17 protein-coding genes are annotated in these 21,523 nt (G+C 60.9%); 10 read left to right on the forward strand and 7 right to left on the reverse strand.

Translation table 11 applies throughout. From position 1 onward, the window contains the following. Positions 1-14: 14 nt before the first annotated feature. Positions 15-563 carry a dihydrofolate reductase family protein gene (locus ISP19_RS20215; protein ID WP_204684208.1) on the forward strand — a complete coding sequence of 183 codons (549 nt, stop codon included), beginning with the start codon at positions 15-17 and terminating at the stop codon, positions 561-563. 241 nt (positions 564-804) lie between these two features. Next, a complete protein-coding gene (locus tag ISP19_RS20220) occupies positions 805-1,701 on the forward strand; it encodes an arginase family protein (RefSeq protein ID WP_204684209.1) in 897 nt (298 codons plus the stop codon). A 27-nt stretch (positions 1,702-1,728) separates the two neighbouring features. Here the strand turns inward: ISP19_RS20220 and ISP19_RS20225 are convergent, their stop codons facing one another. After that, a complete protein-coding gene (locus ISP19_RS20225) occupies positions 1,729-2,613 on the reverse strand; it encodes an AraC family transcriptional regulator (RefSeq protein WP_204684210.1) in 885 nt (294 codons plus the stop codon). 116 nt (positions 2,614-2,729) lie between these two features. Then, complete coding sequence (locus ISP19_RS20230) at positions 2,730-3,281, reverse strand: YbhB/YbcL family Raf kinase inhibitor-like protein (protein ID WP_204684211.1); 552 nt, start codon at positions 3,279-3,281, stop codon at positions 2,730-2,732. 99 nt (positions 3,282-3,380) lie between these two features. On the opposite strand from ISP19_RS20230, the gene ISP19_RS20235 reads away from it, so the two are divergent. Then, positions 3,381-4,229: a metal-dependent hydrolase gene (locus tag ISP19_RS20235; RefSeq protein ID WP_204684212.1), complete on the forward strand. Its 849-nt coding sequence runs from the start codon at positions 3,381-3,383 to the stop codon at positions 4,227-4,229. Between the two features lie 39 nt (positions 4,230-4,268). Here the strand turns inward: ISP19_RS20235 and ISP19_RS20240 are convergent, their stop codons facing one another. From ISP19_RS20240 to ISP19_RS20260, 5 genes are all read right to left on the reverse strand, one after another. Further along, positions 4,269-5,477 carry a M48 family metallopeptidase gene (locus ISP19_RS20240; RefSeq protein ID WP_204684213.1) on the reverse strand — a complete coding sequence of 403 codons (1,209 nt, stop codon included), beginning with the start codon at positions 5,475-5,477 and terminating at the stop codon, positions 4,269-4,271. A 192-nt stretch (positions 5,478-5,669) separates the two neighbouring features. Then, positions 5,670-6,227, reverse strand: coding sequence for a hypothetical protein (locus ISP19_RS20245; protein WP_204684214.1), 558 nt, complete (start codon positions 6,225-6,227; stop codon positions 5,670-5,672). Between the two features lie 146 nt (positions 6,228-6,373). Beyond that, the gene (locus ISP19_RS20250) at positions 6,374-7,732 is read right to left on the reverse strand and encodes a PepSY-associated TM helix domain-containing protein (RefSeq protein ID WP_204684215.1); all 1,359 of its coding nucleotides are present in this window, start codon (positions 7,730-7,732) and stop codon (positions 6,374-6,376) included. Between the two features lie 7 nt (positions 7,733-7,739). Next, positions 7,740-10,061, reverse strand: coding sequence for a TonB-dependent receptor (locus ISP19_RS20255; RefSeq protein ID WP_204684216.1), 2,322 nt, complete (start codon positions 10,059-10,061; stop codon positions 7,740-7,742). 168 nt (positions 10,062-10,229) lie between these two features. Further along, on the reverse strand, positions 10,230-10,613 hold the full coding sequence (locus ISP19_RS20260) for a DUF2946 family protein (protein WP_204684217.1): 384 nt from the start codon (positions 10,611-10,613) through the stop codon (positions 10,230-10,232). Positions 10,614-10,914: 301 nt separating this feature from the next. Here ISP19_RS20260 and ISP19_RS20265 point away from each other — a divergent pair, with 301 nt between their 5' ends. From ISP19_RS20265 to ISP19_RS20295, 7 genes are all read left to right on the forward strand, one after another. After that, complete coding sequence (locus ISP19_RS20265) at positions 10,915-11,661, forward strand: ZIP family metal transporter (protein ID WP_204684218.1); 747 nt, start codon at positions 10,915-10,917, stop codon at positions 11,659-11,661. A 40-nt stretch (positions 11,662-11,701) separates the two neighbouring features. Continuing rightward, on the forward strand, positions 11,702-12,193 hold the full coding sequence (locus ISP19_RS20270; RefSeq protein WP_204684219.1) for a cupredoxin domain-containing protein: 492 nt from the start codon (positions 11,702-11,704) through the stop codon (positions 12,191-12,193). Positions 12,194-12,555: 362 nt separating this feature from the next. Further along, complete coding sequence (gene panE / locus ISP19_RS20275) at positions 12,556-13,482, forward strand: 2-dehydropantoate 2-reductase (protein WP_204684220.1); 927 nt, start codon at positions 12,556-12,558, stop codon at positions 13,480-13,482. Between the two features lie 152 nt (positions 13,483-13,634). Continuing rightward, positions 13,635-15,455 (forward strand): FAD-binding oxidoreductase, encoded by a 1,821-nt coding sequence (locus ISP19_RS20280; protein WP_204684221.1) that lies wholly within the window; start codon positions 13,635-13,637, stop codon positions 15,453-15,455. A gap of 195 nt (positions 15,456-15,650) precedes the next feature. Beyond that, a complete protein-coding gene (locus tag ISP19_RS20285; protein WP_204684222.1) occupies positions 15,651-17,333 on the forward strand; it encodes a hypothetical protein in 1,683 nt (560 codons plus the stop codon). A gap of 439 nt (positions 17,334-17,772) precedes the next feature. Beyond that, positions 17,773-18,597 (forward strand): iron-containing redox enzyme family protein, encoded by an 825-nt coding sequence (locus tag ISP19_RS20290; RefSeq protein WP_204684223.1) that lies wholly within the window; start codon positions 17,773-17,775, stop codon positions 18,595-18,597. A gap of 80 nt (positions 18,598-18,677) precedes the next feature. Then, positions 18,678-21,425, forward strand: a complete 2,748-nt coding sequence (locus tag ISP19_RS20295; protein ID WP_239556963.1) for a putative bifunctional diguanylate cyclase/phosphodiesterase — start codon at positions 18,678-18,680, stop codon at positions 21,423-21,425. Positions 21,426-21,523: the final 98 nt, after the last annotated feature.

Here is a 21,523-nt window from a genome sequence, read left to right on the forward strand (position 1 = left end):
CGGGAGGTGACGTCATGGGCAAGCTGATCATGTGGAACCTGGTCACGCTGGACGGGTATTTCGAAGGCCCGAAAAGTTGGGATCTGGATTTTCACCGGGAGGTCTGGGGCGATGAGCTTGAACGCTTCGCCATCGAGCAACTTGAATCGGCTGAAGGGTTGTTGTTCGGCCGGGTCACCTATGAAGGCATGGCCGCTTATTGGAAAACCGCCGAAGGCACGGTGGCCAATTTCATGAACAGCCTGCCCAAGCTGGTGGCTTCACGCACGCTTCGGAAGCCGGACTGGAACAACACCGGCCTGGTGAGTGAAAACGTTGCCGAAACCGTGCGCGAGGTCAAGCTGCAGGCGAAGAAGGATCTGTATGTCTTCGGCAGCGCCAATCTATGCGAGACGCTGATCGAGGAAAATCTTTTCGACGAATACCGGCTGGGTGTCGTGCCGGTCATTCTTGGTAACGGACATCCGCTGTTCAAGCCAGGCGTGTCGTTGCAAAAACTCAAGCTGGCCGGTTCGAAGACCTATGCGTCCGGCTGCATCGTGCTTCGCTATATCAACGAGTAAAGCTGGGCGCTTGCAGCCAATTCGGGTTGGCCTGGATCGCGTTCGGAGCAACCCAGGCCATCCCGGCTACGGATGCCGGGTCGTAGTAACCGATTTGGCTAGATCGCCTCCGGCCGGATTCCTGATTCAAGAGCGGGCAGGGTCGGCAACATGACACAAAGACGTGGCAAAGTGAGGCCCTGCGGCTGATGATTCCGGCATGTGTTCATGTCGTCACAGTCTTTGACGGGAGTCCCGGGTGATGGTGCCTACACGTCGACTGGCGGTGTTGGAAGCGCCTTCCAATCTCGGGCTCAAGCCGCCATTGCCGGCGGTGGAGCCCGGCGTGAAATACATGGCGCATGTGCTGCGGGAACACGGCGTTCTGACGCGTTTGCAGGCTGAAGACGCGGGCGTGGTCGTACCGCCTGCCTATGCCGAAGCCATCGATCCTGTCACTCGTGTGCGCAATGCCCGGCAGATCAGGCACTACAGCATGGAGTTGGCCGATCGCATCGCGGTGTTGCTGGAACAGGGAAACTTTCCCATCGTGACGGGCGGCGATTGCAGTGTGTTGCTGGGCAGCGCCTTGGCATTGCGCCGGCGTGGCCGGCACGGCCTGCTGTTTATCGACGGGCATACAGATTTGATGACACCCGAGCACTCACAGACCGGTGGCCTGGCCGGCATGGATCTGGCCTGTGCAACGGGCGCCGGACCGGACTTATTGGCGGATATCGATGCGTGCAAGCCTTATATCCAACCCAGTGATGTGGTGGTGTTCGGTTATCGTTGGCCTGCACCGGACGAGGTGTCCGTGGCCACGCCGACGGCGTCCATGCACGCGATGCCTTTGCACCGGATTCGCGAACAAGGTGTGGCTGAGTCTGCACATGCGGCCATCAAGCAACTGGAATCGTTGGCCGAGGGGTTCTGGATCCATCTTGATCTCGACGTGCTGGCACCGGAGTGGATGCCGGCCGTCGACTCCCCCGATCCCGGCGGCATGGACCCTGACGAGTTGCACACAGTGCTGAAGATCGTGCTGGCGTCGCCACGATGTGTCGGCATGGAGGTGACCATCTACGATCCAACGCTGGATCCAGACGAAAAACTGGCGGACTTTATCATCGACCTGCTGGCATCAGTCTGGCCTTGAACGCAACGGTGCAAGCCCACCAGCTGCTCACTTGATAGGCAGGAAAATATCGACGACGGCCTCGTGCTCCGACACATCCGGAAAGAAACGCACGCGTTGCAGATAAAGCGGGAACCCGCCTGGTTCCTCACCGCTTTGTGGCAACCATGCTGAGTAAAGGTAGATGATGGATTGGTGCAAGGTGTCGTCGGATCCGATGTGCCGCAATACCGCACAGCGGCCAGCAGGGATGGTTTTGCGGACGATGCCGAACGGGTTGTCAGTAATGTCCTGGTTGGTCGCCACGCACAGATCAAAGCGATAGTCGGCGGGCGCCACCTCGTTCGGATCGTCGTAGAGGATATTGAAGGTAGCGTTCTTGCTGGGCGGCAAGTGGTTCTGTTTGCGCCATTCGATGAATCGGCGGATGGAATCACCGAGCATGTGAGGGTCGCCACGGTGTTCAAGTACGGCAATGGGTGTTTCTTGTACATCGATCACCCGGACGTCGTGGATCTGTGGTTGGCTCGGCATGTGTTGGGTCCTCAGTTCGGCAAGGGATTGGTACGCGGCTTGCCAAGGCACCCACTGCGGTTGTTTCCGGAATTCGGACGGCGTCTGTCCAATCGCTTTCTTGAACGCGCGGGAAAACGATTCAGGGTTTTCATAACCGCTGTTCAGTGCAATGTCGATAACCGGCTGGTCTTCGCGAAAAGCGAGCTGATGCGATGCCCGCTTCAATCTGCTGCGTTGCACGTATTGATAGACACCGATACCGAACAATGCCGAAAACTGCCGCAGGAAGTGATGCTTCGAAAACGCGGCGACATTGCTGAGCCGGTCCAGGCTCAGGTCTTCGGAAAGATGCGTGTCGATGTAGGCAAGCACCTTTTGAAAACGGGCGCGGTAGGCATCGGTGGAAGTCTCGGTCAATGAAGTATCTCCTTGGCGAACGAGAGGCTACTTATTGCCGCCGAGCGATGCCTGACAGAAGTTGCTGGCTGGTGTCGCAAGCTGTCGAGGGTTCTATGTCGCGAACGGACTCGTCATTACTCGCCGCCGCGCGCATACAAACCAGTGATCTGTCCTTTCGCAAGCACATGCCCCTGGATTGCCGCCATGAGCTGCTCCTCGCTTTGTCCGGCAGGCAGGTCCGGATTCACATCAAGGGCATACACCTGGAACACGTAGTGGTGCGCATTGCCTTCAGGCGGGCAGGGGCCGCCATAACCGGCATGGCCGAAGCTGTTGGCGCCTTCTCCCGCATGATCGAGCCGCTTCGAAGGTGTGGATGCGCCTTCGGATAAATCGTGGGTGTTGGCCGGGATGTTGTAGGCAAGCCAGTGCGTAAATCCTTGTGGCGCATCGGGATCATCCATCACGATCGCATAACTTTGCGTCCTGGCGGGCGCGGCTGACCACTGGATATCCGGCGACACGTCGGGGCCATCGCAGGTCAGCCTTTGCGGCATGTTTCGCCCATCCGCGAAACTCGTACTGGAGACGTGCAGTGTTTGCGCTTGCGCACACGCCGTGCTTGCCGCCAGCAGCACGATAAGGGCGCTGAAGGTGGTCCGGCTGGTCCAATGCTTCACTGTCATGGCTGTTCACCGCTGGTCGATGCGGCTGAAGCTTAACGCGAAACCTGCCCGGGCTTGAGTGACTTGAAAGGCATGCTTAATCGGCCTAGCTTGGACGCCATGAGCTACGCCCCCCACATTGTCCGCCGCGACCTGCATTTCGGCATGCAGGAGGATATTCCACGCTATTGGCTGGATGGCGATGCGCATCAGACCCGCTATTTCGATGCGTTGTCGCTAATGTTTCCGGATGGGGAGCGCTTTTTCATCGATAGCGTGCGTGCGTTTCGTCCCGAGATCGCCGACGACACGGCGCTTGATGCGGCCGTCGGCGGCTTTATCGGCCAAGAGGCCATGCACAGTCGCGAACATCTCGCCTACAACGAGCGGCTGGAGCAGCAGGGCGTAGGTGCTTATGCGTTGATGCAGATCGTGAAGGATGTGCAGGACATGCGGGCACGCACCTTGCCGCCGATCGGCCAACTCGCGCTGACCATCTGCTTGGAGCATTTCACGGCGATGCTCGCGGATCATCTGTTGCGTCATCCGGGCGTCATGCGCAAGGCCGATCCGCGCATGGCGGCAATCTGGCGCTGGCATGCACTGGAGGAAACCGAGCACAAGGCGGTGGCCTTCGATGTCTATCAGCGCGTAGGCGGTACGCCTTTCGTGCGTTGGCGCCGACGCTGCCGTGCCATGTTCTGGATCACCATGCTTTTTACCTACCGCAGCTGGCAATTCATGTGGCGGCTGTCCAAGGCGGATGGCACGCAGAAAGACTGGCGCGGCTGGCTGCGCCTGCTGGGTTTCCTGTTTGTTTCACCAGCGCCGATTACCCGCATCAGCGGTCAGTGGCTGAAGTGGTTTATCCCGGGGTTTCATCCGTGGCAGCACGATAATCATGACCTGATCGAAGCGACGAGTCGTGACTACAACGTCACGTCGAACGCCCAGGTATCGAAGGGGTAGTACACGCTACCCCTTCGAGCGTGATGCAGCTTGTGCCGCTTATGGCTGCGCCCGGCATTCCAGCGGCAACGCGTTGGCAGGGATATTGCCGCTGCAAGACCACTGGATCGTGTTGTTGCTCAGGTAGGGCCTCAGTAACAGTTCGCGGCTGCGCATGGACGGACTGACGAAGGTGACGGTCAGGGTACCGTTTCCGCCAAGTACGATGCCGGCCACCGTCTGGTCACCCGGAAATTCAGTCATGCCCAGTTGCTGCATGGAGCTGGGCCATTGCTGCTGGCTCAAACTGTATTGAGCAATCGCTTGCCGATAGGGCGCGCTGTCCGTCATGGCGACGGTGGCGGCCACGCGATCGAGGTAATTCTGATAAGCGGGAATAGCGATGGCCGCGAGGATGGCGATATAGACGATAACGAGGAAGCCACCGCCAATACCCAGGCCCGGCATGCGTGGTAGCAACAGGCTGATCACGTATGCGAATGGATTGCGCGAACCCAGCTTGGGCTCACGTTGTTCCGCCAGTGCGCGCAGCCAGGCATGACGCTTGCTAAGCCACGGATAATCACCGACCAGTTCGTGCAACGACATCCAGAAACCGGGTGTCGCGGCCGCGCTCTTGCTGAACTCTTCCAGATCGACGGCGCGCCAGCGACGCTTGCCGGCAGCCAGCGCCACCAGTCCGTACTGCGCGTCTTCCGGGTTATCGCAGACGGCCAAACCATGTCGATCGCAGGTGTATTCGCGTGCACGCGAATAAGCCGCGCCGATCAATGGCAGGAACATCGCCGGGGCGAGGATCTTGGACCAGGTCAGATGGTGCCGGCGCAGATGCCCAAGCTCGTGGCCGATATAAAAATCCAGCGCGCCAGGCCGATCTTCCATGCTGTCGACCACATCCGACAGCAGCACCACAAAATTGCGGCCGAGAAAACGCGTTGCAAAAGCATTGAGCACACCATTGCCGTTAACCAGATACGCCTCCGGTACGTCATTCATGCCCAGCTTGCGCGCGCAACGATAAATACGCGCGCACAGATCGGGCATTTGCTTGGGCGTAATGCGAATGGCATTGCCACGCAGGTGGGCGATAAGCGCCGAATGGGCGACCAAGGCAAACAGCGCAATCAGCAGGATATAGACCAGCAAGATGCCTACCGTGCCAAACAGCAGCAACAGCCAGATGATGATGGACAGCGCCAGCGCGATGGTGCGCAGCGTCGTCTCGTTCCGATAGACGAGTTCGTTCATTTCCCTATCTCCCCTTGTGGCGCATCCCCCGATGCGCCAGGGCAGTCTAGAGCAGGGGTGATAACGGGGCTAGAGCGCCCCTTTTGGGGATGATGGTGGCCGGAGTGGCTCTACCGGGGTTCCATTCTTGACCACTTGATGGAGGCACCGGGCCGTGGTGACGGCCCGATGCCTGGCGCTTGAATCGATGGTTCAGCTATTCGCGTCCGCAAGACTGACGGTGACGAAGGTACGGTGATGGAAGCGTACACGCAGCTTGTTGTCATCGAGCCGAAGCTCGTTCGCCGGCATGGGGCGCGTTTCCGGGTACAGCCTGGACGTGGCAAAACTGAGAAAAGGGTCGACGATTTGCAGGGACCAGGTTCCAACCTGGGCAGCGAGGGGCACGCTGGCTACACCGCCGACCTGCTGTACCCAGAACACGACATGTCCGTTCTCCGGGACGACGAAATTCTCATTCGTATGGGTGTCACCGACGAAATAGGGCGTCAGGGACACCGTTTTGACCAAGTGCATGCGCGGGCAATCACTGTTGCACATGGCGACCTGCAGGACCATCACCGGTTCGGCGTTGAAGGATCGGACATTGATCACGTCACCCTTTTTCAAGGTAGTCGTGCTCTGAAACATGACCGGATGACCCGCGCTGTCGTTGATCAATACCGAGAAGGCGGGGGCCTCGGCAGCTTGCACGGCCGAGGCTGCGGCGAGACTGAAGAAGGCGGCGGCCAGTATGCGAGACAGAAACATTGCGACGACTCCTTGCTGGATATCTCTGCGCGCCCGCACATGTGGGAATAGGGCAGGCCGCTCAGCGTGACGCCGATGACGATACGCTGGTTCCAGAGCCTTGTCAGCCAGTCGAAAGCCGGTCTGGCCGCTCCGCAACACACGCCTCAAGCAGACGCCGCCAGCCCAAGAAAAGTCCGCGTACGCTCGAAACGCCGCAAGCACAGACGCTCGATCAGCCATATCAGCAGCATCGAGCTACCCAGCAACGGCAGCACGATGCCAAGTAACACCAGCAGGGCGAGCAAGGCATGCGGGTATCGCGCTGCCGATGCCGGCGGTGCGCCAAGGACGCCGGCCGGCCGCCGCCGCCACCACATCACGACGGCACTGACGCACAGCGTGATCAGCCCCAGCGCGGTAAACACGCCGAGGATCTGGTTGAGCGGCGGGAACAAGGCGCCTTCATGAATGGCGATGCCATAGCCGATGATGCGATCGAGCAAAGGCTTTTGCGCAAAGCTGCTGCGTTGCAGTACCGCACCGGTGGCTGCATCCAGCACGACCGTGCTGCGGCTGGGGCGATCATCCGCATCCGAACGAGCTGTCCAGTGGCTGGCATGCAGCGAAGGCGGCGCAATCAACACCGGTGGTGTGATGTGCTGAGCGACGACAACCGGCACGAGACGATCGATCGCCGAATAATCGATGCGGGTTTGCTCTGGCATGTCGCCCATATCCATGCCGGGCATGCTCATCGCCATGGCGTGTTGACCCGATGGCTGCGTGTTTTCCGCCTTGGTCTGCGTACGCTCCGCGGCGCTGCTGGTGGTCCAGTCCTGCGGTGCTGTGGCGGTGGCATAGGATTGACGGATGGTGTGCAGCATGCCGCCCCAGAATGTGCTCCAAGGCAGACCGGACAACAGCAGGCATAGCGCAAACATCGATATCCACAACCCTGCTATCGCATGCAGGTCGCGCCAGAAAACGCGCTTTCCCTGACGCAGCCGTGGATATAGCGTACCGCCCAGGCGCGCATTGCGCGGCCACCATAGATAAAGACCGGTTATCAGCATCAGGATGGTCCACGACGCGGCCAGTTCCACCAGCATGGAACCCCCACGGCCCAGCAACAGTTCACCGTGCAGATAGAAGATCACCCGCATGAAGCGATCGTTTTCACGCACCACGCCCAGTACTTGCAAGCTCGACGGGTTGACGAAAACGCGGATCAACTCGCTGCCGTGACCTACCAATACGCGCGTGGCGGCTTCCGGCGAGCTCGGCAGCACATACGCGTTGAGCACCGATCCCGGCACCGCATTCAGCGCCGCGGCCACCTGTGCGGAAGCAGGCTGGGCTGGTGCGTTGGTGACGTGCGCATAGCGTTGTTCCAGCAGCGGTTCCAGTTGCGGCTTGAACAGATAGATCAAGCCGGTCGTCGCCAGCCACAACACAAATGGCAGGCAGAACAGGCCGGCGTAGAAATGCCAGCGCCAGATCAGGCGGTATGCATCGCGCCGCATCGGGCGCTCAGAGACGGAACTTGATACTGCCGACATAGGTACGCTGCGGGAACGGGTGATAGAGGAAGTACTTCTCGTTGGTCAGGTTGTCGATGCCCAACGAAGCGGAAAGACGCGCACTGATCTGGTAGGCCACGTGCGCGTCGAACACCAGGAACTTGTCGAAAGCGCCAAACACGTTCGGTGTGTTGTCGGTGTTGTCCAGCGTGGAGTACTGCTTGCCGCTGTAACGGCCTGCAAGGGTAAAGGCCCAGGCGGCAGTCGGGCGGTAGGTGGCCACGGCGGTGGCCCGCCAGCGCGGTACATAAGGCACATGCTTGCCGTCCGCGGTGGTGCCGGCGACGCTGACAAAGCCGGGGTCGGACAGGGTGGTGGAGTCGACAAAGGTGACGCTGCCGGAAAGCTCCAGTCCCTGGATCAGCACATTGTTCTGCTGTGCGGCCAGTTCGATACCGCGGTTGCGCACCTCGTTCACATTCATCGTGTAGGTGACCGGCACCGGGTAGTTGGCCAGGGTCGAGGTTTGCGAGATCAAGGCATTGCGCGTGTTCTCGTCGAACAACGACAACCTGACCGAGCCGTCACTGAGCGCATGCTCCAGCGCGAGTTCGCCGCTGAGATCGCGTTCCGGTTTCAGGTTCGGATTCGGCGAGCTAAAGGTGGAACCGGTGGATACCAGCTGGTACAGCTCGCCAACCGTGGGGAAACGCAGGGACTTGGCCACCGAGCCGGTGAGCTGCCAGGTCGGCGCCATATCCCAGCGCAAGGTCGCCTTGGGTGAGAAACCGGATGCTCGCTCGGTAGGCTGGTACACCGCCGTGTGGCCGCTGAAGTTGAAGCCGTCGCTTGCCTTCCATTGTTCGTAGCGGCCGCCGAAGGTGGCCAGCCAGTCCGGTGCGAGTTGCCAGGCATCCTGTAGCCACAACGCGTTGGTGCGGGTCTTGCCGCTGCCGGCCGAATACAGGCTGGTGATGCTGGACGGATCCTGCCAGATCTGCGTGTTGTACGTGGGATTGGCCAGCGTGTACTCATCGGCATGCACACCCGCGGAAACTTCGTGGGCGCCGCCATAACCTTCAGGCCGCCAGGTGCCTTGCAGATCGGCGGTCGACCAGTTGGTGCCGGCGTAGCTGGCGGCCAGACCGTTCGGCGTGAACGCCGTATTGGCGAGGACACCATAAGGTGACCATTGATCGTCCTTGATGAAGTTGTAGTGCGTCACGACCAGGGAGCCGTCGAAGTCGCCCTTGGTATCGGTCTTCAACGACGCCGCCTGCATCAGGTGATGTTCGACGATGCTGTAGGTGTTGCTGGCGAAGCCGGCGGCTTTGCCATAGGTCGGTTCGCCGCTGGCATTGGAGAGATAGGTCTGCGCGTGCGATTGACCGTCATTGCTCCAATAGCCCACCCAATAGGCGGCCTGCAGCCACGGCGTAATGTCGTAGGCGAATTTGCCGTCGAGATTGACCATGCGCGTATGCAGCAGTCCGCCGGCGCCCAACACATTGGCGGTCTGGCCGACTTTGTTGAGTGCGGGAATCGTGCCGGTGGTGCCGGCCGGCGTCGATCCGCTGGTGATGAACGTCAGTGGCTGGCTGAAGCTGTTGGCCGAGTTCGCGCCCACGAACCAGGACAGTTTCCCGTTGCGGCCGCTCGCGGTGACGCTGGTCTTGCTGGTCGCGTAATTGCCGTGTGTGCCGTAGAGGTTGAAGGTCTGCAGCGCCTCGGTCTGATCGATGGTCACTACCGGCTTGTCCGGCGTGCGTGTGACGATACGCATCACGCCGCCCATCGCATTGCCCGGATACGCCGCCGAGTACGGCCCATACAGCATGTCGATATGGTCGATCTCGTCCGGCGACACCATGCCCCAGCGGGGCGCACCGATCGTGTTGTTGTTGGCGATCAGCGCGGAGATCGGAATGTCATCGACATAGACCAGGCTCCGTGCACTGGAGTTGACGCCCCAGTCACGGGTAGCCAGCACGGGCTGCGTGTCGCCTTCGTTGCGCTTGCGGATAAAGACGCTGGGCAGATATTTGGCGGCGTCTTCCGCATCCACCGCGTTGACGGTGTCATCGATCTGCGCTGCGGTCACGCTTACTTGCGTGGCAGGGAAGGCGGGCATCGTCGGCGACGACGGGTTGCCGGACGCCGTCACGTTGACGGCTTGCAGGGTGGCCGGTTTCTTGGCTGATGCCGCCTTGCCGGTGGGCGTTGTCGCGGGCGGCGACGCTGAATTCTGATTGCTCTGGGCCATCACCATGGATGAAGCCAGCATGGCAAGCGGCAATGCGGCCAGCGCGTTGATGCAAGAAGGTGTGCGCATGTTGAAGGATGATTCCGATCGACGGCTCTGCCGTTCCATGTACGGGGCAGCAACAAAGGGACGTCAACGCATCAAATGCTTGCCATGCCAATCACACGCAGGCATGACGCCTGCGCTCACATGGGTGATGGGTTGACGCGGATAACGGCGCCGCGAATGGGCGCCGTATCAACCGTTGGCGAGCAACGGTGGCCCTCTTGGACGCGCACTCAGCAGTAATGCTGATGCCGCGCTGCGCAGTTGCGCGGTTTGCGGCGAAAGCGCCGGGAGATCGAGCGGCGCGAGCAGTACGGCCAGCCCCATGCCGACGACCGGCGTATGCGTCAGCAGTACGCAATAAGCGCAGCATGCGGTGGGATCGTCCGGATGGGTGGGCATGCCGGGATGCGCATGATCCGCATGATCCATGTGCATGCCCGTGCTCATGCTCATGCCCATCATCGGGGCATCGGCCGGCACCACGCGCGATACCACCGGCATCAACACGATCAGCGCCATGGCGGCGAGAGCCAGCCATGCCACGAACCGTTGTTGTGCTGCGCGTTTCAACACGCTTGGATCCCTAACTGTCGTACTAGCCTGGAGCAGGCTCCAGACATGATGACACCAAAGTACGAAAACGTCATGTGACAGGCTGCCACGCGCACCGGTACATCGCTGTGTTGCGGGCACAGACGTGCGCTCAACACGCGTGCACACAAACAGCATGGGTTTACGGTGCGGCATCTGCACTCTCCCCTCGCGCGATGGCGGCGATTGACGAGCTCAGGCAAGTCGCGTGATCTGAAGCTGCGGTGTAGCCATGTTTAATGTAATGTTATAACATATCCAAATCAAGTTTCGAGATGGCGGTATGAGGCAGGAGATCGATCTGGCCGGCGTGATGTCTGCCAGTCTGTTGGTGGCGCTGGCGTCCTTGTCGGCGCGGTTGGTCATATGGTTGCCGCCGCGCCGCCTGCAGGCGTGGCTGCCCTGGTTGCAGGCGACGGCCGCGGGTCTGCTGATCGGCGATGCGTTGCTGCACATGCTGCCGGAAGCGATCGAGCGTGGGATTTCCATCGACCAGGCCGGCGCGTGGATCGGCTTGGGCATGCTTGGGCTGCTCGCGCTCGAGTGCCTGGTGCGTACCGTGGGCACGTCGTCATCGACGGCGGTGTACGCGCGGATGGACATCATCGGCGACACGCTGCATCACTTCGTCGATGGCACCGTCATCGGTGCGGCCTTTGCGATCGATCACACCCTCGGCTTGGTGGTGGCGCTGGCCATCATGGCGCATGAATTGCCGCGGGAAATGGGTAACGCCGGAGTGCTCGTCGCCGGCGGTTATGTGCCGCGCCGCGCGTTCGCTTTGTCGGTCGTTACCACGCTCGCCATTCCACTCGGCGCGCTGCTGGTCACGCTGACCGGCCACTCACCCTGGTTGCTTGGTGCCAGCCTCGCGCTTGCAGCCGGCACGACGCTCTATCTCGCCTGCGGTGATGTATTGCCCGGCATATGGCCGAACCTTGGCGCGCGTCATCGCTTTGCGCCGATGCTCGGCGTCGCGGCAGGCATGGTTTTCATGTGGCTGGCCGCCGGCCTGGAACATCGGCATTGACGGCTGAAGGCACGACTTGCTCATTGGCCAGGAGGGTGTGATGCGCCGTGCGTTGATGATGTCGCTGATGACCTTGTTGCTGACCGTATGGCCGCTCATAACGCTTGCAGGCACAGCGAGTGAGACCGTGGACACCGCCGTCCAGGATCGCGCAGACAACTTCTGGTTCGGCCATCGCGGGCGCATGTCCGACGTGATACGCACCATCACGGTCGTGATGCAAGGCTCACGCTTCCTGCCCGGAACGATCGACGTCAAGCGTGGCGAGACCATTCGCTTCCTTGTTATCAATCGCGATCCGATTGCCCATGAGTTCGTGCTCGGCGATGTGGCCGAGCAGGCTGCGCATGAAAAGGAAATGGCCTCGATGCCGGGCATGCCCATGACCGATCCCAACGGTGTCACCGTCGCACCAGGCAAGACGGGTGTCTTTATCTGGATGTTCACGCAAGTAGGTCAGCTGCAATACGCGTGTCATTTGCCTGGGCATTATCAGGACGGCATGTTTGGCCAGTTGAACATCCACGATTGAATTTATTGCCAGGGGCTCGATGAAAGACAAAGCCTCGATGAAAGACAAAGCATGGGTCGGCGTCGCCGGCCTCCTGATGGCTGTGTCATTGACTGTCCGCGCCGGTGCCGATGCGCCGGAATCCGATTTCCAGATTGTGGAAATGGAAACGTACCTGGGCACGCTAGGCGTGCCCAGGTATGCCCCTGCCCCCGCTGCAATTAAGTTACCTGTAAGCCTCGTTACATGTGCGTATTGGCGGTGAAGCCCGGGTGAGCGACCATTTCACACATCGACCATCCGCTGGCCAAGTCCCTGATTGGAACCGGCGACTTTGGCCGCATGTGACTGCTGGTCGTTTCCTGCATAAGGTGTAGAGAGTCATGAAGATCCTGATGATCGGCGCGGGTGCCACCGGTGGTTATTTCGGCGGCCGTCTACTGGAAAGTGGGCAGGACGTGACCTTCCTGGTGCGCAAGGCGCGGGCGGAAGCCCTCGCGCGCGACGGCCTGGTGATTCGCAGTCCGGTTGGCGACGTGACCTTGCCGTCGCCACCGACCGTGCAGGCCAATGGCTTCAACCGTCCCTTCGACCTGATCATTGTCAGCTGCAAGGCCTATCACCTGGCCCAGGTGATCGAGGACATGGCACCGGCGGTCGGGCCGGACACCACCATCCTGCCGGTTCTCAATGGCATGCGGCACATGGATCTGCTCGACGCACGCTTTGGCGCGGAGCATGTACTGGGCGGCTCCTGTTTCATTGCCGCCACGCTGGATGCGCAGGGCGTGGTGCGTCATCTGGGAACTCCCCATGGGCTTACCTACGGCGAGCGCGACGGTTCGCGTTCGGCACGGGTGGAGGGGGTTGAACAGGCCATGGCCGAGGCCCGTTTCGATCCTCGCCTCAGCACCACCGTCCTGCAGGACATGTGGGACAAGTGGGTGTTTCTCGCCTCGCTGGCCGGCATCACCTGCCTGATGCGCGCACCGATCGGCGACATCGTTGCGGCGCCGGGAGGATCGCCGGCCGCGCTGGGCCTGCTCGATGATTGCCGCCGGGTGGCCGAGGCCCACGGCCACGCCCCGGGCGATACCGCGCTGCAGCGCGCCCGTTCGGTGCTGACGGAGGCGGGTTCGAAGCTCAGTGCGTCGATGATGCGCGACCTGGAGCAGGGCGCACAGGTCGAAGCCGATCACATTGTGGGCGACATGCTGGCGCGAGGCGAGGCCAAGGGCCTGGATTTGCCGATGCTGCGGCTGGCCTACGCTCACCTGAAGGCTTATGAGGTGCGGCGGGCGCACCCGTAAAAGCGTAACGCCGCAGCGGTGACGGTCCACCTTTCATCCCGCATCGCCGCCGTTCGTCCCTCGACCCGCGCCAACCATCCCCTGGCACTGGTCGATATGGCCGGTGCCACCGACAGTGGCGCCATTGAGGGCCATATGGCGGAGAGGATTCCATGAACAGGCGTGAGCTGTTGAAGGCGGCGTTGGCGATTCCGTTTTTGTCCGGCGCGATGACCGGCGGTATCGCTTCAGCATGGGGAGCCGGCATAACAAAGCTCGCCAAAGGACTACGCTCCAGAGTCCGCCCGGGTGATCCGGGCTGGCCTTCGCCGGCGCAATGGGATGACCTGAAGCAGCAAGTCGGTGGACGTCTGCTGAAGCTGGTATCGCCGTTTGCTGACCCGTCCAGTGCTGCGTACAGCGAAGCGCTCAGGCACCTCAAGAACCCGTTCTATATCGGTGATCAGCCGGCGCTCACCCAGACCAGCGGCTGGTGGCAGGCCTGGACTTCACGGCCCAGTAGCTACGCGGTGGCGGCGGAGAATACGGCCGATATCGTGGCGGCGGTGAATTTCGCTCGTGAGCATCACTTGCGGCTGGTGGTGAAAGGGGGCGGCCATAGTTATCAGGGTACGTCCGACTCCGCCGACTCGCTGTTGATCTGGACCCGCCACATGAACAAGGTGACCCTGCATGATGCGTTTGTCGCGCAGGGCTGCGCCGGTGTGCAGGCGCCGCAACCGGCGGTGACCGTGCAAGCGGGTGCGATGTGGATCGACGCCTATGACGCGGTAACCACCCATGGCGGACGCTACGTGCAGGGCGGCGGTTGCACCACGGTCGGTGTGGCAGGATTGATCCAGAGCGGCGGCTTTGGCAGTTTTTCCAAGTGTTTCGGCACCGCATCGGCCGGTTTGATCGAAGCGGAGATCGTCACCGCCGATGGTGTGGCGCGTATCGCCAATGCGTGCACGAATCCGGAACTGTTCTGGGGCATCAAGGGCGGTGGCGGCGGCAGCCTGGGGGTTGTCACACGCCTGACCTTGCGCACGCATGCGTTGCCGCAATGGTTTGGCGGCGTGTTTGGCGACATCAAGGCGTCGTCGGACGAGGCTTATCGTGCATTGATCGCCAGGATGGTCAGCTTTTACCAAAGCGATCTGTTCAATCCGCATTGGGGTGAACAGATCGCTTTCACGCCCGGCAACGTGTTGCATCTTTCCCTGGTGTTTCAAGGTCTGGATCAGCAACAGGCACAAGCGGTGTGGGCGCCGTTTCTGGATTGGGTGCGCGCACGCAAGGAGTATGTTTTCGAAAAGCCGGTGCAGGTGCTGGCCTTACCTGCGCAACATTTCTGGGACGCTGACTTTTTCCGGCAACACCTGCCCAGCGCCATGGTGGATGACGATCGTGCCGACGCGCCGCGCAATCATGTGCTGTGGGCCGGCGATCAGGAGCAGGTGGGCTGGTTCATCCACGCGCTGAAGTCCGCCTGGCTTCCGGCGTCGCTGCTGCAGCAGGATCAGCAAGCACGACTGGTCGATGCGATCTACGCCAGTTCACGTCATTGGTATACCGGTTTTCACTTCAACAAAGGGCTGGCCGGTGCACCGCCCGAGGCGATCGCTGCGACGCGCGATACCGCCATGAATCCGCAGGTGCTCGATGCGTTTGCACTGGTCATCATCACCTGTTTCGGCTCGCCTGCTTATCCGGGCATGCCGGGCCCGGATCCGAATCCGGCCGACGCGCGTGGCGGAGTCAAAAACGTCGGCGCGGCGATGGATGCATTGTTGCAGTTAGCCCCGCACGCCGGCGCCTATGTCTCGGAAAGTGATTACTTCCAGCGCGACTGGCAGCACGCATTCTGGGGTGGCAATTATCCCAGGCTCGCCGCCGTGAAGCAGAAATACGATCCGCAGGGATTGTTCTTCGTGCACCATGGCGTGGGCAGTGAAGCATGGAGTGAAGACGGCTTCACGTGCTTAGCTTGAAACGTGCCAATACGGCAAACGAAGCTTAGGACAAGCTTAGTGTGTCGTGTTTCTGTGTACTGCAGTGACGACTGTCACGCGCGCATAACATATGAAATGTCATGCGCGGCGTTGTCAAAAATTCTTCATTGCGCGTGATTACCGTGTGGCGGGTTGTGCCCTGTAACTCCGTCAAACCACCACCCGGAGATCACGATGACCACGACCTCGTCTCACCGCATTCGTCGCCGGCATGTTGTTGCCGCACTGGCGATCACGGCAATCGCTGCCGGTGTCGCTGCTTATGCCAATGATTTTTCGCCCAATCGCGATTTTCACTTCTGGCCAGGCAATCTGGTGGTCAGTCGTAGCGTGTACGACAACAATGCCAGCAATGTGCAGGTTGGCGAAATTCTGCCGCCGAATTGTCCGGCGGCCAGCGGTGCCTGTGGTACTGCGCCCGGTGCGCCGTATGACGGCACCTATCCTTATGTGTGGAACGATGCCAACTACGACCCCAGCTTCGGCATCACCTCACGCATTTATCTGGATCAGATCACGCCGAACGGCTGGCTGATCAATTCGCTCGAAGTCCCCAACAGCATGCTGCCCGCGGCACCGGAAGGCGAACTGGTGACCAGCTTCAGCTCCAAGTCCGAACTTGGTTTGCATCTGTCGCTGGATGGCAAATACCTCACGTTCATGGGTTACGTCGCGCCAGTCAACACGATCGATGTTTCCAACGCCAATACGCCGTTGGCAGTCGATCCGACCAATCCGGTGGGACAGAACTTCTATCGCGCCGTCGCCACGGTGGACGGGCAGGGCCGGTTCCATTTCACCGAGACCAACGCCTATAGCGGCGACAACGGGCGCGCCGCCATCTACAACAATCTCGATGGCGCCAATGTGTTCTACACCGCCGGCAATGGCGGCAACGGCAGCAATCCGCAGCCGGCCAGCATCATTCAGGGTACGGGTGCGCAGTGGATCACGCCGTCCACCTTGCCGGAAGCCTTGCAGAATCCCGGCGCCACCACGCCGCTCGCCAGTTTCTCAGTCACGCAGTTGGGCGACAAGGCGGACAAGATCGGCAAGGACGACAACTTCCGCGGCATGACCGTGTACAACAACGTGCTGTATTACACCAAGGGCAGCGGCAGCAATGGTGTGAACACCGTGTATTTCGTGGACACGACCGGCACGGCATGTCCGAACGGCGTAGGTGTTCCGGTGGCCGGCGCGACGCTGCCCACCTCATCGTTGGCCTTCAATGCGTCCACGCTGCAGAAGGACGGCCTGCCGAGCAATATGTGCATTCTCGCCGGTTTCCCAAGCACGCCGGTAAAGACGGCTACCACGGTGGCCTATCCGTTCGGCATCTGGTTCGCTGATGCGAATACGTTGTACGTCGCCGATGAAGGCGATGGCTACACGGGCGGCACGGACCTGTATACGCATGCCGCCGCGCAGACCACCGCCGGTTTGCAGAAGTGGGTCTTCAGTGCCACGACCAAGACCTGGAACCTGGCCTACACGCTGCAGGCCGGTTTGAATCTTGGCCAGCCTTACACGGTGCGCAACTATCCCACCGGCACCAACCCCGGCACCAACCTGCCGTGGTCGCCGGCCACCGATGGCCTGCGCCAGATCACCGGACGTGTGGATGAGGATGGCAAGGTCACGATCTGGGCGGTCACCTCGACCATCAGCGGCGGTGGCGACACCGGTGCCGATCCGGACAAGCTGGTCGCGATCCGCGATGGATTGGCGAACACCACCGCAACCGGTGCGGCCGATGAACATTTTGTGACATTGCGTACGGCAAAGTTTGGCGAAGTGCTGCGTGGCGTGTCGTTTACGCCGGGTAGCGACAGTCACCAAGGTGGGTGGCACTGACTGAAGTCAGCGAACGGGGAACACGCTACTTCGTGTTCCCCGTTCCGTTTTTATCCAAGCTGCATAGTGCCTTGAACCCGTCGCAGAACATCTGCCGGCCGTCGAACGGCAGTGATTTGCTATCGAACAATGCTTTCATCCGCAGCTAGCCGCACAAGCGTGTCAGCCCCCGGTAAGCCGGCAGTTCGACCATGGATACGGGCAAGACAAGCCCGTCGTCGTAGCTCATAAACCCTCCCGGCGGTTCGAAACCCGCTCTTTGCATGATGCCCCTGGCGCGGGCGGGAGGGGCCTCTTCCTGGATAGGAAAAAGAGGGGTCGCAACCCCTTCGCCAGACGCCCACTATGAAGGGGCCGGGTCCGCCCAACAGGTCCTGGTACCGGCTGCTTCCGTAGCCGGGACGACCCTAAGTAGCAATATCCAAAGTGGAGAAGACACATGCACGCACATTTCGAACGCACCGGGGCCCTGACCGAACTGTCCAGCTATCCGACCTGGGCACAAGACCTGGTGACAGCCTGCGCGGGAACCAAGCAAAGCGTGATCGACCATGAGGCATGGTCGTTGATGGGTGAAGCGCGATTGGACGCCGTGGCAACACGTGATTTCATGGTCGGAATCTGGCCGGTCATTGAGCGTTTCCCCGGCTACATGGCGCTCAATCTGCTCAAGACGCGCTATGGCCGCAGCAAGGGCGAAAACATGGCCAGGCGCTGGCTGGTCCGCAACATCCGGGTGGAGCAGAATCACGCCGAATACTGGCTCAACTGGGCCGAGGGTGCCGGCGTAGCCGAGAGCGAAGTGCTCAACGGACCCGCCCCTTATGGCACCGAGGCGTTGGCCACTTGGTGTGAGGAAATCAGTCGCAGCGGTCCGTTGGCGGCGGGCATGATAGCCACCAACTATGCCGTGGAGGGGGCAACCGGGGAGTGGTCGCAGAAGGTCTACGAAAGCGTGGCCTATAGCGAAAGCTTCCCCAAGGCGATTCGCGCGCACAGCCTGCGTTGGCTTCAGCTTCACGCGGCTTATGATGATACTCACCCCTGGGAGGCGCTGGAGATCGTTTGTACCCTGGTGGGGACTTCCCCGCGCGCAGATGAGGTGGCATACCTGCAAGAATGCGTCAAACGGAGTTACGTAAGCATGAGGATTACCCTGGATCGGTGTCTGGATGTGCGTCGTGACCCTTGGCAGCTTAGTGAGCCAGCTCTCGATCAGCCCGCTTTTGAGGGGCGTGTCGTGGCGAATGAGGCAGCCGCTTAAGTATTTGTAGTCGTGGGGCGATACACAACAGAAGCATCTTCGTGCAGAGTGTTGGCAGATTGTGGTTTCAAAGAGGCACGATGCGTATCGCCCGGAATGTCCAGCAACGACCGCTGTCTCGCCGCCTTATGCCCTTGGGCTATGGCCTGGCGGCGGTCGTTGGTTTGGTTCTCTGCCTGACCTGGGGGGCGCTCCAGGTCCAGGTGACGCTTGCCGGTTTTTTGAACGGTGAAAGTCTTTGGTCGAAAGCGCAGAAGCAGACCGTTATTGATCTTTACGCCTACGCACGCAGTGGCGATCCCAACCGGCTGGAAAGTTTCAAGCGCAACTATGCGGTCGTGAGCACGGACCGCTGGGCGCGCGACAGCATCGCCAGGGGCCACTACAACAAGCAAGAGGTTGGCGCGGCCTTCAAGCGCGGCGGTGTCATTCCCGCGGCGATCCCGGGGATGATCTTCATACTCGATCATTTCGCCCACGCGCCGTACATGGAGCAGGCGATCACTGATTGGCGTTCGGTCGATAGCGCCATCGAAGAACTCAACGTCATCGCGGGCGAATTGCAGCAGGCCTATGCGCAGGGCAAACCGTCCGAGGACGAACTGGAACGGCAAAGTGCGCGCATCGATGCGCTCAATGACTATATCCAGCCGCGCAGTGACGAATTTTCGTTGGACATCGCCCTGGGTGCAGCCTGGCTCGGCGGCGTGCTGTTCATTGCGGTGTTGGTCACTGCCTTGCTGGCGTCCTTGCTCTGGATCCGCATGGCCCAGCGCATTCTGGCCAGCATCCGCGGCACGGAGGAGAAGTACCGGCTGTTGTTCGACAGCGCTGCCGATGCGATCGTGATGGTGGACGAAGCGCACGGCAAGATCATCGGCGTGAATCGCACCGCAAGCGTATGGACCGGTCGCGATCCGCAAGAGCTGATCGGCATGACCTTCCTCAACCTGTTCGTGGAAGGCAGCACGCGTGCTTCCGGCTCATCGATTATCGGCCTGCTGCGCGCGGTGAACGGCGTGGTGCGGACGGTGGAAACGCACAGCAGCCTCACCACCTGGGGTACCCAGCCGGTGCGTCAGGCGATCATGCGCGATATATCCGATCGCGTCGCGATGGAGCAGGAGCGGCGCATTGCGTCGGAAGCCATGGCCAGTGTGGCCGAGGGCATCATCATCGCCGACGCCGAGCGGCGCGTGACCACCGTCAACGCCGCCCATACGCGGATTACCGGCTACACCCTGCAATACCTGCAGCATCATCGTTTTGATGAACTGCGCCGCATGCCGGACGGCTCACCGCTGCCCGTGTCGATCTGGGACATGGTGGCCGAAGGCGGCAACTGGGTCGGTGAAGTGCAGAGCTGGCGCTCGGATGGTTCGTCCTATCCGGAACTTCTCAGCGTCAGCGCGATCCGCAACGGGGATGGCCGCGTGCAACATTACGTGGCGGTGATTACCGATATCACGCGTAGCAAGGCCGATCGCCAGCGGCTGGAATACATGGTGGCGCATGATCCGCTGACCGGCCTGGCCAATCGCAGCGAATTCCAGCGGCATTGCTCGCAGGCGATTGAAGCGGCGGGGCGCATGAATGGCGCTGCCGCCGTCTTGTTTGTCGACCTGGATGCATTCAAGGCGGTCAACGACAGTTACAGCCACGCCATCGGCGACCGTCTGCTAGTGAAGGTGGCGCAGCGTATCCGTCGCGAACTGGGCGAAAACGACGTGGCCAGCCGCATCGGCGGTGACGAATTCACCGTACTGCTGGGGGGCCTGCGTACACGCGAGCAGGCTGCGCAGTTTGCCAGCCGGTTGTTGCAGAGCCTGTCCGAGCCGATGCTGATCGGCGATTACGAAATCGTGATGAGCGCAAGTATCGGTATCGCCGGTTATCCGCTGGACGGCAGCGATCCGGTGGTGCTGATCGCCAACGCCGATGCGGCGATGTATGCGGCCAAGACCCAGGAGCGCAACACGTTCCGCTTCTACACGCCGCTGATGCACGCCGATGCGCGCATGCGCCTGATGCTCGGCGCGGATCTGCGGCAAGCCTTGATGCGCGATGAATTCCATCTGGTCTTCCAGCCCAGTGTGGAACTGCGCAGCGGACGCATCGTGGCGGTGGAAGCACTGTTGCGCTGGCGTCATCCCGAACGCGGCGAGCTGATGCCGGATGAATTCATTCCGCTGGCCGAAAGCCTGGGGCTGATTCGGCGCATCGACGCCTGGACAATGCGTGCCGCATGTGCGCAAGTACGGCTGTGGGATCAGGCCAAGCTGCCGCCGATCCGCGTGGCAATCAACGCGTCGGCGGCCACCTTTGGGCATCCCGGCTTTATCGAAAGCGTCAAACAGGCGCTGCAGACCAGCCAGATTTCGCCCAATCGCCTGATGTTCGAAATTACCGAAAGCGCGATCCTGCGCCTGGGCGAAGCCACCGAGCAAACCATGCATGCCTTGCATGCGTTGGGCGTCGGCATCGCCATCGACGATTTCGGTACGGGTTATTCCTCGCTTGCCTATCTGAAACTGTCAGGCATCGATTACCTGAAGATCGACCGCTCTTTCGTCACGGATTTGCCGAACAGCACCAACGACGTGGCCATTGTTGAAGCCATGCTCGCGATCGCCAGGAGCCTGGGCATCTGCACGATCGCCGAAGGCATCGAAACCGCCGCGCAACATGATTTCCTGTTGCACGCCGGCTGCGTGGAAGGGCAGGGGTATTACTACGCGCGTGGGTTGCCCGCAACGGAAATCGAACGGATGCTCTCGCCCAATCCGCGGCACGAAACCTCGCGCCTCCGCCTGGTGCCGCCCAAGTAGGTTGGAGTAAGCGCCAGCGCACTCCAACACCGCCATCTCCGGCACAGCGATGAATCATTGCTGGCCCAACGATGCTTCCGCCGCAAGACAAGACATGG

Source organism: Dyella flava (assembly GCF_016904955.1).
Taxonomy (GTDB): domain Bacteria; phylum Pseudomonadota; class Gammaproteobacteria; order Xanthomonadales; family Rhodanobacteraceae; genus Dyella_B; species Dyella_B flava.

Excerpts from the sequence above, each read along its gene's own strand:
- ISP19_RS20295 (WP_239556963.1), top strand. The coding sequence starts at position 18,678 with ATGCGTATCGCCCGGAATGTCCAGCAACGACCGCTGTCTCGCCGCCTT.
- ISP19_RS20245 (WP_204684214.1), bottom strand. The coding sequence starts at position 6,227 with ATGTTTCTGTCTCGCATACTGGCCGCCGCCTTCTTCAGTCTCGCCGCA.
- ISP19_RS20255 (WP_204684216.1), bottom strand. The coding sequence starts at position 10,061 with ATGCGCACACCTTCTTGCATCAACGCGCTGGCCGCATTGCCGCTTGCC.
- ISP19_RS20290 (WP_204684223.1), top strand. The coding sequence starts at position 17,773 with ATGCACGCACATTTCGAACGCACCGGGGCCCTGACCGAACTGTCCAGC.
- panE (WP_204684220.1), top strand. The coding sequence starts at position 12,556 with ATGAAGATCCTGATGATCGGCGCGGGTGCCACCGGTGGTTATTTCGGC.
- ISP19_RS20240 (WP_204684213.1), bottom strand. The coding sequence starts at position 5,477 with ATGAACGAACTCGTCTATCGGAACGAGACGACGCTGCGCACCATCGCG.
- ISP19_RS20250 (WP_204684215.1), bottom strand. The coding sequence starts at position 7,732 with ATGCGGCGCGATGCATACCGCCTGATCTGGCGCTGGCATTTCTACGCC.
- ISP19_RS20220 (WP_204684209.1), top strand. The coding sequence starts at position 805 with ATGGTGCCTACACGTCGACTGGCGGTGTTGGAAGCGCCTTCCAATCTC.
- ISP19_RS20235 (WP_204684212.1), top strand. The coding sequence starts at position 3,381 with ATGAGCTACGCCCCCCACATTGTCCGCCGCGACCTGCATTTCGGCATG.
- ISP19_RS20280 (WP_204684221.1), top strand. The coding sequence starts at position 13,635 with ATGAACAGGCGTGAGCTGTTGAAGGCGGCGTTGGCGATTCCGTTTTTG.
- ISP19_RS20230 (WP_204684211.1), bottom strand. The coding sequence starts at position 3,281 with ATGACAGTGAAGCATTGGACCAGCCGGACCACCTTCAGCGCCCTTATC.
- ISP19_RS20265 (WP_204684218.1), top strand. The coding sequence starts at position 10,915 with ATGAGGCAGGAGATCGATCTGGCCGGCGTGATGTCTGCCAGTCTGTTG.
- ISP19_RS20215 (WP_204684208.1), top strand. The coding sequence starts at position 15 with ATGGGCAAGCTGATCATGTGGAACCTGGTCACGCTGGACGGGTATTTC.
- ISP19_RS20270 (WP_204684219.1), top strand. The coding sequence starts at position 11,702 with ATGCGCCGTGCGTTGATGATGTCGCTGATGACCTTGTTGCTGACCGTA.
- ISP19_RS20285 (WP_204684222.1), top strand. The coding sequence starts at position 15,651 with ATGACCACGACCTCGTCTCACCGCATTCGTCGCCGGCATGTTGTTGCC.